The following is a 12,232-nucleotide window of genomic DNA, read 5'->3' as shown; positions in this document are numbered from 1 at the left end:
GCGGCAGCGGCCGTGGCGGTTTTCGGACCTCAGGCCGTGCGCCGCCATTCTCTCGTGGAGCAGGCACGCTCGGCGCAGGATGCGCTGCGGTCCAACATCGTTCCGGCAGCCGCACCTCCCACCGCCCTGGGCATCAATCTGTTCGGGCTTCAGACCTTCAATCGGCAGCAGGTCTTCTCCAACATGATCCTGCAAAGCGAGTGGTTCTCCTCGCGCGGGGATGGCTGGACGCCGATGCCTTCCCAGCAGCTCGATGCCACAGGGTGGGTGCGCAGCCTGGAACCGGGGCAAACGGCGCCGCGTCCGCTGGTCCTGCCTGCTGCGCCGTTTCGGGCAATGGCGGTGCGGTGCACTTTTGCCGGCCGCGGCGGGCTGGAGGCTGGCGGTGTGGCACGCGTTCTCGGCGCTTCTGCCGGCGCGGTCGATCTGGAACTGCGGCCAACGGGAGCGGAAGGCGAGGGCGCCTGGGTCGAGCTGATTTCCACCGACCCGGCCGATCCCTTGCGCGAACTCGATTGCCGCAAGGCGGGCGCTCCGCGCAGCCAGCGGTTCGACCCGGAATTCCTCGCCTTCCTCTCCGGCTTCAAGGTCGTTCGCTTTCTCGACTGGCAGCGCACGAACGACAATGCGCCAGCCTTGTGGGCGACCCGCAGCCTTCCCGGCAGCGGGTCTCAGGTTGGCGTGGCGGGCGCCTCGGTCGAGGACATGGTCGACCTGGCCAATGCCGCCGGCGCGGACCCGTGGTTCCTCATGCCCTATGATGCCGACGCGGATTATCTGCGCGGCTTCGCGGCGCTCGTCCACGCGCGCCTCGATCCGGGGCGCAAAGTCTATGTCGAACTTGGCAACGAAGTGTGGAACGACATCTTCGACGCCTCGGGCCAGGCTGAGCGGGAGGGACTGGCCCTCGGGCTTGGCGGCGGCGATCCCATGCGGGCACGGATGGAGCGCTATTCCCAGCGCATGGTCGCGGCCATGCGCATCTGGACCGCGATCTATGCCGACCGGCCGCAGGCGCTGATCCGGGTATGCGCCAGCCAGCATGCCAATCCCGAGCTTGCGCGCATGGTCCTGAACTATGGCCATGCGGACCGCTGGGTGGATGCTCTGGCAACCGCGCCTTATCTCTGGCTGGAACTTGACGGCTATCGCAAGCGGGATCTCGATCGCATCTTCACGCAGATGCCGGGTTCGATGGAGCGGACGCTGGCGATGGCGGCGGCCAATCGCGCCGTGGCGGCCCGGCATGGCCTGCGCTACATCGCCTATGAAGGCGGCCAGCATCTCGTCACCACCGATCTGGACCTCGCGCGCGCCGTGCAGCGCGATCCGCGCATGGGCGAGGTCTATCTGCGCTACCTCGAAGGCTGGCGCCGCCGTTTCGGCGATACCCTGGTACTCTACGCGGCGACCGCGCCGATCGGCGAATATGGCTCATGGGGCCTGCGCGAATATGCCGGCCAGCCTGCGGCCGAGACGCCGAAGCTCTCGGCCGTGCGCCGCTTTCAGGCGGAAGCGCCGTGAACCGCCACGCGGTTCAGTCGATGATGGGGACGGGCGGGCTCTTCGCCTTGCTGGCGGTCGCCTATTACAGCATCCATTCGGCGCTCTATGTCGCTTGTGCCAGCGGGGCGGGCGTCGCGCTGTTCCTGATTTGCCTGCGCCGCGTCCACCGCGAGGAAATGGCCATGCGCAGCCTGTTCTGCGTGATGGCGCTGCCGATGCTGGCCTGGTCGCTCCCGGCGGTGCGGCTGCTGCATCTGGCGATGTGTTTCTGGGTGCCGGTGGTGGCGGGGCGGCGCGAACGTATCGCTCCGCTCTATCTGTTCAGCATGCTGTTGCTGCCTCCGCTGGACGCCCCGGTGGAAATCGGCGGGTTGAAGCTGTTCGATTTCGGGGTGCAGGACGGGCTTGCCATTGGCGCGGCAGTGGCGATCTGGTTGAAGTTCCGGAAATCGGAAAGCGCGCCGCGGCGGCTGACCAGCGATGGATGGGTCGCCGCGTTCCTGCTCATGCTGGGCCTTGCCCTCTCGCGCGAGACCACGGCAACGAATTTCCTTAGAACGACGGTCAATCTCGTCCTCGACCTGGGCCTACCCTATTATATCCTCAGCCGCGGCGTAACGAGCACCGAGGGGCAACGCATGGCCCTGCGCTGGCTGGCCTGCGGGGGCGTGGCGCTGACGGCAGTGCTGGTCCTGGAAATCTGGCGCAGTTGGCCGATCTACAATGAGCTTTACGGCCAGTATAACGTGCCGATGATGTTGCTGGTGAAGGCCCGGGGCGGTTTGATGCGGGCCGGGGGACCGTTCGTGGAGCCGACCTCCATCGCGCTCGTCCTGGCGATGTGCTTCGCTGCCCTCAGCCTGCTGCGGGAGGATTTTCGATCTGCCCTGCGTCATTCCGGGCTGCTGGCGATCACGTTCCTCGGGGTATCGGCGCCGCAATCGCGGGGCGCCTGGATCGGGCTCGCGCTCGCATCGGTGGCCATGGCGATCTACCGGGGGCGTTGGCGCTCGCTGCTGGCCTGTGCCGGTGGGATCGGCCTGGCGCTGGGCATCGTCTTCGTGACGGCCCAGCTTTCCCCCACTTTTGCCGAGGCGCTGGGGCTGTCCGACGGGGGCGCCAACGAGACCACGACCTATCGCCGCGATCTTTTCGAAAAGGGCAAGGAAGTGTTCTGGCAAAGCCCGATGTTCGGGCATTCGATGCCGCGGCTCAATGTGCTGCTGGCAGACTTGCGGCAGGGAGAGGGAATCATCGATTTCGTGAACACCTACCTCTGGATCGCGCTGATCGCCGGATCGGCAGGGCTGGCGATCTTCATCGGCAACTTCCTCGACCCTCTCGTTTCGCTGTGGAAGCGCCGCCGCGTCTTGCGCCGCACGCCGGGAGAGGCTCCCGCGGCCTTCGTGTTCGGGGTGCTGGTGATGCTGAGCGAGATGCTGTTCTTCACCTCCTTCGGCGGGCGTCCCGCTTTCCTGACGCTGGGGCTGTTCGGACTGTCTGCCACTATCCTGGCGAAACCGCAGGCCCGGCGTGCGCCGCTGCAATGGATGCCGGACGGCGCCCCGCTGCGCGCATGAACCGCGGATCGACTTTTTGCTGGACGGCACTTCTGGCGCGAAAACCCGGCAGCACCATGCGACTCTGCCGAGGGCGAGAAAAAGCCCATCGAAGTCAACGACGTTGATGGTGCGCCGCAAAAACATCGGAGAGCCACGCAACGAAGCGGCACCGTGATATTTCTACAACATTTCCGCCCGATCTTATTTCTGCAACGCAGCATCGAAAACAATGCGTTTGCGAGTGCACCCGCAAGTCCCTACTCCGCGCGACAAACAAGGTCTCAGGGTAATCAGGGTTTCATAAAAACATGACTCAGCGTCGATTCCGCCATCGTGCCGCCGTTTCGCTCATCGCTCTTGCTTGCGCCGTGCCGGCCGCAGCGCAGGCGCAGAGCGTCGCCTCGCCCGCCAGCGAAGGCGCCAGCAGCACCGATATCGTGGTCACCGCGACCCGCCGCGAAGAACGCGCCGTCGACGTGCCGATCGCCGTATCGTCGCTGAGCGGCGACAAGCTCGCCGCGATCAATTCCAGCGGCCAGGATATCCGCTTCCTGTCCGGCCGCGTGCCCAGCCTCCTGGCGGAATCGTCGTTCGGCCGTACTTTCCCGCGCTTCTACATCCGCGGCCTGGGCAATACCGACTTCTCGTCGGACGCGGCCCAGCCGGTCTCGGTGGTATACGACAACATCGCGCTTGAAAGCCCGTTCCTGAAGGCTTTCCCGGCCTTCGACCTTGAGAACATCGAAGTGCTCAAGGGCCCGCAGGGTACCCTGTTCGGCCGCAACACCCCGGCCGGCGTGATCAAGCTGACCTCGGCCCGCCCGACCGACCATTACACCGGCCACGGCAGTGTTTCCTGGGGCACCTACAACACGATCAACAGCGAACTCGCGCTGAGCGGCCCGATCACCGAAACCCTGCGCTTCCGCGTTGCCGGCAACCTGCAGCACCGCGACGACTGGGTGAAGAACGACTACGCCGAGACGATCAACGAGCGCCGCTTCGACGGTTACGACGATCTCGCCGGCCGTGCCCTGCTGGAATACGACAACGGCCCGCTCAACGTCCTGGTGAACCTCCATGGCCGCCACTTGCGCGGTTCGGCCCGCGTGTTCCGCGGCAACACCATCAAGCCCGGCACCAACGACTTCGTGGACGGCTTCGACGTCGAGCACACCGCGCAGAACGGTTCCAACCCCCAGCGCCTTGAGGGCTGGGGCACCAACGTCCAGGCCAGCTACGATTTCGACGGCCTGGGCACCCTGTTCTCGGTGACCGGCTGGGAAAAGGTGAAGGTCTTCTCGCGCGGTGACGTGGACGGCAGCTATCCTGCCGCGGTGCCCTTCTCGGTCGAGAGCGGCAGCAAGGCCAAGCCGCGCGAATTCACGCAGGAACTGCGCTTTGCCTCGGAAAAGTTCGGCGACGTCAGCTTCCAGGCCGGCGCCTACTACTTCAACCAGAACCTCGACACCGAGGCCCTGAGCTGGAGCACCACCAACGTCCAGACCAATGGCAACACCAGCCATCTCGACAACGAGACCTATGCGGTGTTCGGCTCGGTCGAATATACCCCGGTGGAATCGCTCATCCTGCGCGGCGGCCTGCGCTGGTCGCATGACCGCAAGTACGGCAACCTCAACGCCGCCGATGGCGTGCTGCTTTCCGAAGGCCGGGCCAAGGGCTCGAAGGTTTCCTGGGATGGCAGCGCCACTTACAAGCTGGACCCGGACCACTCGCTCTATGCCCGCGCCGCTTCGGGCTACCTGGGCGCTTCGCTGAAGAACGACGCGGTCTCGGGTGTCGCCTCGGAAGCCAAGCCGCAGACCACGACCTCGTTCGAAGTCGGCTTCAAGGGCGAAGAGCGCGGACTGGTCAGCTACTCGGCGGACGTGTTCTACATGAACACGCGCAATATCCAGCTCACCGCCGTGGGCGGCGCGTCCAACACGACCACGCTGATCAACGCGAAGAAGGCGATCGGCTGGGGCGTCGAGGGCGAAATGGCGATCACGCCGGTGGAGGGCCTCTCCCTGACCGCAGGTGGCAGCTACAACTTCACCAAGCTCAAGGACTCGGACCTGAGGGTCGAGCCTTGCTCGGGCGGCTGCACCGTGCTCGATCCGGTCGTGGCGGGCACCTCGCTCGTCTCCATCGACGGCAACCGCCTGCCGCAGGCGCCGCGCTGGATCGCCAACTGGACGGCCAGCTACACGGTGCCGATCAGCGAGAACCAGGAAGTCTTCGCTTACACCGACTGGGCCTACCGCAGCTCGGTCAACCTGTTCCTCTACGATTCAGTGGAATTCACCGGCAAGGCATCGCTGGAAGGCGGCCTGCGTGCAGGCTGGCGTGACAATGCCATGGGCATCGAAGTGGCCGCTTTCGCGCGCAACATCACCAACCAGATCCGCATCGTCGGCGCCATCGACTTCAACAACCTGACCAGCATGGTCAACGAGCCGCGCATCATTGGCGGCGAAGTGAAGTTCCACTTCTGATGTAACGGCCTCGCCGGTCCCGGTTCATGGAACCGGCCGGCGAGGCATTTCATCTGCGGTGCGGTTCACCGGCTGACCGCTTCGGCATGGACGACGTAGCGCCACGGGCCGCTCCGGATCGCGTCGAAGGGAAAACAGGTCACCAGATCCAGCCTTTCGCCGAGCGGCGCATCGGCCACGGCGTAGCCGTCCCATCGCACCACTTCGGCACCGGTGACACGGTAGCGCCGTTCCAGGCCTTCGCGGGTCTGGACGAAGATGAGATCGCCTTTCTTCATATTACGCAGAAACCGGAAATGGGTGTCGCGATGGGCGGCGACCACGGCGGTTCCAGCTTGTCCCAGCGCCGCTCCACCCGGCAGCAGCGTCGGGCCGAAAGCCAGAGCCTGGCCCGATCCGCTGTCCAGCACGATCCTTGAGATGCCAAGGCCGGGAACCACCAGCCGGGCCGTGGGGGTCATGTCGGCCCAGGGCCAAGGCTTGCGCGGGGCGTGATCGACGCGACTGCGGTCGAAGGCGCGGTCCAGCAGGACCTGGGCCACTGCGGCTTTGGCGGGGATGTAGAGCCCGCATGCGATCTGCGCCAGGCCGGTCAGGCACAGCCCGAGCAGGAGGATGACCAGGAGGCCGCGTCCCCGCGCGACCTCCTTCAAACGGTTGGACCAGAGGGGCGCCGTTCGCAGGATTGCGACGTTCATGCCGCCCTCCGGCGCAGGAGCAGGGCGAAGCCGGTCATGCCCGCCAGCAGCAGCGCCAGCCCCTTGCCGATCAGGCCTAGGAAGCCGGTCGCGGTCTGCGGCAGTTCCAGGGCCTGGGCCTGCATGGCGGCGAGACTGCCGGTTCCTGCCTGTCCGGGCGCTGCCTGCACCGCGTCCTGGCCGAAGAGGGCTTCGAAGTCCCAGCCGGCCGGCAGGTTGATGGGCAGTTCCTCGCGCGTCAGGCGGGCACCGGCAGGCCGCGCAGGCGTCTCGTCGACGGCGACCAGGCTGGTCTGGCGCGTGACGATCGCGTGCTCCATGCCGATCCTTTCGATCTCGGCATCGGCGCGGTCGTCCTCCAGCTTGCCGAGGGCGCGGTCGGCCTCGACATCGGTGATGCGGCGATGGGCCCAGAGCTTCTCGATGGCGGGGCTGGGCAAAGCAGCCGAGAGATCCACCCGCTGTACCCAGGGCTTGCCGCCGATGTTGCCGGAGACGGTGAGCGTTCCGGAAAGCTTGTCGCTGCGGCCGACGAGCACCAGCGGCCGTCCGGCGTAGACGTCCGGCAGGCGCGAGGGGGTGAGATCCAGCGATCCGCCTTCGACCCGCACCGAGAGATCGCGCACCGCCGGATGGCTGAGCACATCGAGTAGCGGCATCATCTTGGCAGCCACTTCGCCGGGCGCGCCGACATGGGTATAGACCCCGCCGCCGATGGTCGACATGCGCTCCATCAGGAAGTCGTTCGGTGCGGAGCCGATGCCGACCATGAAGACGTGGCTGCGCCCCCCGTCGTCCCCGATCGCGGCCATCATCTCGCGCTCGTTGGAAATCTCGCCGTCCGTGAGGAACACGATCTGGCGCAGCACCTCGGGACTGGTGCCGCCTCCGGTCCCGGCATCGTCCAGCGCGGCCTTGAGCGCGGGGAGCATCTCGGTGCCGCCCTGCGCCTGGAGCGATTCCGCGAAGCGGGTGGCGAGCGCCACCTGGTCCGAGGTGGCGGATACGCTGTGCTCGAACAGGCGCGTCATCGTGTCGTCGAAGCGGATCACGTTGAAGTGGTCCTGCGGGCGCAATGTGCCGAGCGCGTGGATGAGGCTGGCCTTGGCCTCCTCCATGGAGTCGCCGCCCATCGAGCCGCTGTTGTCGATCACGAAGACCATCTCGCGCGGGGGGCGGGGAAGGCCGTCGAGATTGGCCGGCGGCGTGATTGCGGCCATGACGTAGTCGCCCTTGTCCGTATGCTGGGCGAACAGGCCGAGCGCGGGGTCGGCCGAAGCGGAGCGCCAGTCGAGCACGAAATCGCGGTTGGCGGGAACGGTGGTGTCCGCAAGGGTCACGGTGCGGTTGTCGGTGGCCCCGGCTACGTTGATCCGGTGATAGCGACTGATCAGGTTGGCAACCTCGAAGCCGGGCGCGAGATGGACCGAGATCGAGGTGGGATTGAGCCCTTCGCCCCGCCTGCCTCCCAGTCTGGCGCCAAGCGCGGGATCCAGAACCGGTGCGGCGGTCACGGCATGGGCGTCCTCGACAGCCGCGGCCGAGCGCAAGGTATGCGGCGGCGTATAGCGCGGCCCCACGACCAGCGGCAGGCGCAGCGAGAACGTGCCGTTCGCCTGGCTGACCGGTGCCTGATATTCGATCGCGATCAGCACGGTCTCGCCGGGGGCGACATTGGCGACCATCGTGCTGAACATGTTGGGGCGCTGCTGCTCGACGAGACCGGCCTTGCGGCCGCTGGCCTTGGCGGCCTCATAAGTTTCGCGGGCTTTCGCGCGCGGTTCGATGTGGCCGACGATCACGCGTTGGCCGACCACCATCTTCAGCGAGTCCACCGCGCCGTCCTGAGGCAGGGGGTAGAGATAGCTGGCCTCCATCCACTTGTCAGAGGTGTTGCGGAAGGCCTGGGTTACGCGCACGCGGGCAACCTGTCCGGTCACGGCGACGTCCATGTCAGTGCCGAGGCGGACCGCCGGAAGGCTTTTCGCCACGCCTTGTCCGCGCAGCATGAGCGTGCCGGCGGCGGGGCCGTCATCCGGAGCGGCATCGTCAACGGCGGTTTCGTCGGCGACGGCGGCCGTCGAATGGATCGCCACGGCAAGCGGGGCGCCGAGCGCCAGGACGATTGCCGGGACCAGGGCGCGGCGGATGGCCAGAATGCCGGGGCCGGAATGGCTGGAACCGAGAGGACGAGGGGCGGGGGACTGCGGCATGGCGGGGCTCCATCTGCTAGGGGAGCCCTTCGTCTATGCGCATGCCATGCCGCACAGCCACGAGCAGTTTCGGCCGGTTCCGGCACGAGATGTGCGGAAATGCGGAATGCATGTGTGGGAATGCGGAACGCGCACGAAATGATTGACGACATGTGCGGATTTGTGCGGAAAGAGACGCACGATGACAGTGACCGAAACAGAGCCCGCCGATTCCTCACCGCTTTCGGCCGAGGGCGCCGAGACCGCTCGCCTCGTGCGCGAGGAGATCGCCCGCCGCCGCATCTCGCGTCAGGCGCTGGCGGACATGGCGCGCATCAGCCTGTCCACTCTGGAAAAGGCGCTGGCAGGCAAGCGCTCCTTCACGCTGGCAACGCTGCTGCGCATCGAGGAGGCGCTGGGTGTCGACTTGCGCGCGGGCCGTCCTGCGCCTGCCGCGGCGCCGGTCCTGGGCGACGTGGCGCCGGAGTCCATGGGGGCCTATGCCCGCTCGGCCGTTGCCTGGCTCGAAGGTCGCTATCTGACGATCAGGCCGAGTTTCGGCACGCCGGGCGGCCTTTTCGCCTATCTCACTACCGTGCGCTGGGTGCCGGAAAAGGCCTTCCTCGGCTTTGCGGAATCAGGCCGTTCGGATTCCCGGTTCGAGCAGGCCGGCCATGTCTCGATGCCGAACCTGTCCGGACATATCTATCTGGTGACGAACGAGCAGGGCCAGTACCGCCTGGCCATCCTGTCGCGGCCCACGATCGATGGTCAGCTCTTCGGGATACTGACAACGCTGGAAGTGGGCAGCGGGTCGCAGCTCGTACCCGCCGCCGCACCGCTCGCCTTGCGCAAGTTGCCGGAGGGAGAGGGTCCGCCGCTAGGCCTCGTCACGGACGCCATGCCGCATTTCGCGGACTACCGAGCGATGCTGGGCCGCTCGACCGACGGGGACTTCGCGCGTCTCCATCTTCCCTGCTGACCTGGACGACGCCGCTTAGCGCCAGAAGCGTTTTGCATCGACGAAAGTCTCGTAAGCCTCTGCGGCGGCTTCCAGAAGGTCCGCCTTCTTGTCGTGGCCCAGCAGGTGAGATGCCTCGGGCGCATCGGCGAGACCAAGGTTGTCGAGCAGTTCCGGGGCGCCGACAAGATCGTTGAGCAGACCCAGGCGATCCTGCAGTTCCTCCAGCGCGGAAACGAAACGCTTGTGGCGGCGGCGCTCGCGCTTCTCGGGGAAAAGCGCCACGAAGAAGTCCGTGGCATAGCGCAGCTTCTTGGCGGTCTTGCGCACTTCATGGCGCGCATGATCGTCCAGCTTCTCCAGCCGGCGCCCACCTTTCTTGACCTTGCGGCGGAAGCGTTCGAGGGCATTGGCGGCAAATTCGCGCGCCGTGGTTTCGCGTAAGGCGCGGCGATCCTCGTCGGTCAGCCAGTCTCCGATAACGAGCCATTCCGACAGGTCGAGCATGAGCATGCGCGCGCGCCGGGAATCGAGCGCGGCGATGGCCCCCAGATAGGCCTCATCCCGTGCCGTCGTGATGCGGTCGAAAAGCGGCCCTTCGCTCGCCTGGTCCGCAAGCACGTCCAGGTCTCGCGCCTTGCCCAGTTCCCCGGCCAGCCAGCGCAGTTCGCCATTGAAGCGGCGGCGCGTCTCGTCGGAGAACAGGGTCTTGAAGAGCGTCAGTGCGGAGCGCAGGCGGCGGATGGCGACGCGGGACTGGTGCAGGGCTGCGCCGTCGCGGTGATCCAGTACCAGTGGCTCGTTGAGCCGGAAATGGCGCAGGCAAGCCGCTGCAATCGCCTGGAATGCCTTGCCGGCGTCCATCTCGGTTTCGAGCACGACACGGGGCGCCTTGGTCGCGGTGGGGGCCGGGCCGAGCAGCCGATAGCCGCGCTCGGCCTTGCTCGATACGCCGATGCGAACGGGAGCTATCGCATCGATCCGGCGCGCCAGGGCGAAGAGCGCGGCGGCGCTGCCTTCCTTCAGTTCCAGTTCGACTTCGCAGACCGGGGTTTCACGCTCGGCCGCAATGACATGGCCGCGATCGAGCGTGATCTCGATGCCGTCCCGGACCCAGAGGCGGCGCTCGTTGTCCACCGTGAACACCGGGGCGAGCGAGGCAATGCGGTCTCCCAACAGCGCGGGGATCGGCGTGGTATGGTCGATGATCGGCTCGTCATCCGGAACGGGACGCTCCCATTCGGGCCGGATGAACATGCCGGCCGAGGGGCCGTCGGCTTTGACTGTCTGCACCCGCTTCGAACCGTCGCGACGCACGCGCAGCGATAGCCCGGCCTTGGACAAGTCGTGATCGGGGGTGTCGAAATAGATGGCATGTTGCGGGATGAGGGCGGCCTCGCCCGCGAACAACCCCGAGGCTTCGAGCTGATCGGCGCTGTCCGGGGCCAATTCCAGCTTGAGCTCGGCTTCCTCGTTCGCGACCGCTGTCATGGCAGGCCCTCCGGTTGACAGGCCGCGGCCGGCGGCTCGGGAGACGGCGCGCTGTCGGAGAGGAGAATGTCCCGTCCGGCGACTGCCATCGTGATGGGGATAAACGCATGAAGGCACCGATCGTTCTCGAAGCGGGCGATGGTGCGGGGAATCGGAAGGGTCACAGCCGCCTTATGGCCTGTCGACGTGACTGCCCGACGACACCGGCGGCACGGATGAGACGCCCTTGTCAGGATAAGGGCGCTTGACGGAATTGCTAATACGGATATTTAATATCCGTATTAGCAATTCCCAAGGATGAAGCGAATGTCCCAGCGTATCGATTATGCGAAGCAGGCTCCCGAACTCGTTCGCAAGATGATGGATCTCTCGGCAGCGGTGAAGAACGGCTCGATCGAGCGGAACACGTTGACGCTCGTGGACATCCGCGCATCGCAGTTGAACGGATGCGCGTTCTGCCTCGACATGCACGTCAAGGAAGCGAGAATTCACGGCGAGCGGGACCTGCGCGTCCATCACGTCGCGATCTGGCGGGAATCGCCGCTGTTCAATGCGCGCGAAAGGGCGGCTCTGGCCTGGACCGAGGCGGTGACCCGACTGGGTGAGGGCGGCGTCCCGGACGCGGTCTATGCCGAGGTTCGCGAGGCGTTTTCCGAGAAGGAGATCGTCGACCTGAACTTCGCGGTGATGACGATCAACGCCTGGAACCGACTGGCCATAGCGTTCCAGGCCGTGCCCGGTTCGGCAGACAAGCTCTACGGCCTCGAAAAGGCCAATCTGGCCTGAACTGGCGCGGGCAGCCTTGCGCGAAAGGGGCGGTTTTCGCCCCCTTCAGCCTGCCCGCTCCATCAGCCAGTCGAAGCTGCGCTTGAGCAGGTCGGCGGGCACGTCCTCCTGCAAGGTTTCCTGCAGGTCTGCCAGAGTCACGGCCGCCAGCGTCTGGCGCCAGGCCTCATCCGCGCGCCACATGATGCGGGCGACGGCACAAGGCTTGTCGTCGCAGAGGCCTTTCGGACGGCAGGGGTTGTTCGCCCTGATCTCGCTGCACTGGAATGTCGACTTGCGGCCTTCCACCGCCTCCACCACTTCGAGGAAGGTGATGGCTTGCGCCGGCCTGGCGAGGCGGTAGCCACCGCTTGGACCCAGCGTCGTATGCACAAGCCCGGCCTTGGACAGGCCCTGCAAGGCCTTGCCGAGATATTCCTTGGGCACGCCGTGAAATTCGGAAAGGCTGCGGGTGGAGAGATAACGGCCTTCGGGCAGACCGGCCATCACGGCGCAGCAATGGAGCGCCCATTCCACCTGGTTCTTGAGATTCATGCGC

Annotated in this window: 9 protein-coding genes; 5 read left to right on the top strand and 4 right to left on the bottom strand. The window is 66.2% G+C overall.

Annotation, left to right across the window (positions count from 1 at the left end):
- Positions 1–36: 36 nt before the first annotated feature.
- The 3 genes from ACZ1J6_RS04585 (at position 37) to ACZ1J6_RS04575 (ending at position 5,566) form a co-directional block, all read left to right on the top strand.
- Positions 37–1,524, top strand: a complete 1,488-nt coding sequence (locus tag ACZ1J6_RS04585) for a hypothetical protein (RefSeq protein ID WP_465127012.1) — start codon at positions 37–39, stop codon at positions 1,522–1,524.
- Complete coding sequence (locus ACZ1J6_RS04580) at positions 1,521–3,086, top strand: O-antigen ligase family protein (RefSeq protein ID WP_465127011.1); 1,566 nt, start codon at positions 1,521–1,523, stop codon at positions 3,084–3,086. Before ACZ1J6_RS04585 ends, ACZ1J6_RS04580 begins: the two co-directional genes overlap by 4 nt.
- Before the next feature lie 290 nt (positions 3,087–3,376).
- Complete coding sequence (locus ACZ1J6_RS04575) at positions 3,377–5,566, top strand: TonB-dependent receptor (RefSeq protein ID WP_465127010.1); 2,190 nt, start codon at positions 3,377–3,379, stop codon at positions 5,564–5,566.
- A 65-nt stretch (positions 5,567–5,631) separates the two neighbouring features.
- Here ACZ1J6_RS04575 and ACZ1J6_RS04570 read toward each other — a convergent pair whose 3' ends face one another.
- Positions 5,632–6,264 (bottom strand): class GN sortase, encoded by a 633-nt coding sequence (locus ACZ1J6_RS04570; protein WP_465127009.1) that lies wholly within the window; start codon positions 6,262–6,264, stop codon positions 5,632–5,634.
- Positions 6,261–8,477: a marine proteobacterial sortase target protein gene (locus tag ACZ1J6_RS04565; RefSeq protein WP_465127008.1), complete on the bottom strand. Its 2,217-nt coding sequence runs from the start codon at positions 8,475–8,477 to the stop codon at positions 6,261–6,263. Before ACZ1J6_RS04565 ends, ACZ1J6_RS04570 begins: the two co-directional genes overlap by 4 nt.
- Positions 8,478–8,658: 181 nt before the next feature.
- Between ACZ1J6_RS04565 and ACZ1J6_RS04560 the strand changes: the two genes are divergently transcribed.
- Positions 8,659–9,438: a helix-turn-helix domain-containing protein gene (locus ACZ1J6_RS04560; RefSeq protein WP_465127007.1), complete on the top strand. Its 780-nt coding sequence runs from the start codon at positions 8,659–8,661 to the stop codon at positions 9,436–9,438.
- A 15-nt stretch (positions 9,439–9,453) separates the two neighbouring features.
- Here ACZ1J6_RS04560 and ACZ1J6_RS04555 read toward each other — a convergent pair whose 3' ends face one another.
- A complete protein-coding gene (locus ACZ1J6_RS04555) occupies positions 9,454–10,908 on the bottom strand; it encodes a CYTH and CHAD domain-containing protein (protein ID WP_465127006.1) in 1,455 nt (484 codons plus the stop codon).
- A 306-nt stretch (positions 10,909–11,214) separates the two neighbouring features.
- On the opposite strand from ACZ1J6_RS04555, the gene ACZ1J6_RS04550 reads away from it, so the two are divergent.
- Complete coding sequence (locus ACZ1J6_RS04550; RefSeq protein WP_431567593.1) at positions 11,215–11,694, top strand: carboxymuconolactone decarboxylase family protein; 480 nt, start codon at positions 11,215–11,217, stop codon at positions 11,692–11,694.
- A 45-nt stretch (positions 11,695–11,739) separates the two neighbouring features.
- On the opposite strand, the gene ACZ1J6_RS04545 is transcribed toward ACZ1J6_RS04550, so the two are convergent.
- The gene (locus ACZ1J6_RS04545) at positions 11,740–12,228 is read right to left on the bottom strand and encodes an RrF2 family transcriptional regulator (RefSeq protein ID WP_465127005.1); all 489 of its coding nucleotides are present in this window, start codon (positions 12,226–12,228) and stop codon (positions 11,740–11,742) included.
- Positions 12,229–12,232: the final 4 nt, after the last annotated feature.

The organism is Novosphingobium sp. BL-S-21, from assembly GCF_055521655.1.
The sequence above is the reverse complement of the archived record's forward strand: the minus strand, read 5'-3'. Positions and strand labels throughout refer to the sequence as shown.

Excerpts from the sequence above, each read along its gene's own strand:
- ACZ1J6_RS04575 (WP_465127010.1), top strand. The coding sequence starts at position 3,377 with ATGACTCAGCGTCGATTCCGCCATCGTGCCGCCGTTTCGCTCATCGCT.
- ACZ1J6_RS04570 (WP_465127009.1), bottom strand. The coding sequence starts at position 6,264 with ATGAACGTCGCAATCCTGCGAACGGCGCCCCTCTGGTCCAACCGTTTG.
- ACZ1J6_RS04565 (WP_465127008.1), bottom strand. The coding sequence starts at position 8,477 with ATGCCGCAGTCCCCCGCCCCTCGTCCTCTCGGTTCCAGCCATTCCGGC.
- ACZ1J6_RS04560 (WP_465127007.1), top strand. The coding sequence starts at position 8,659 with ATGACAGTGACCGAAACAGAGCCCGCCGATTCCTCACCGCTTTCGGCC.
- ACZ1J6_RS04555 (WP_465127006.1), bottom strand. The coding sequence starts at position 10,908 with ATGACAGCGGTCGCGAACGAGGAAGCCGAGCTCAAGCTGGAATTGGCC.
- ACZ1J6_RS04550 (WP_431567593.1), top strand. The coding sequence starts at position 11,215 with ATGTCCCAGCGTATCGATTATGCGAAGCAGGCTCCCGAACTCGTTCGC.
- ACZ1J6_RS04545 (WP_465127005.1), bottom strand. The coding sequence starts at position 12,228 with ATGAATCTCAAGAACCAGGTGGAATGGGCGCTCCATTGCTGCGCCGTG.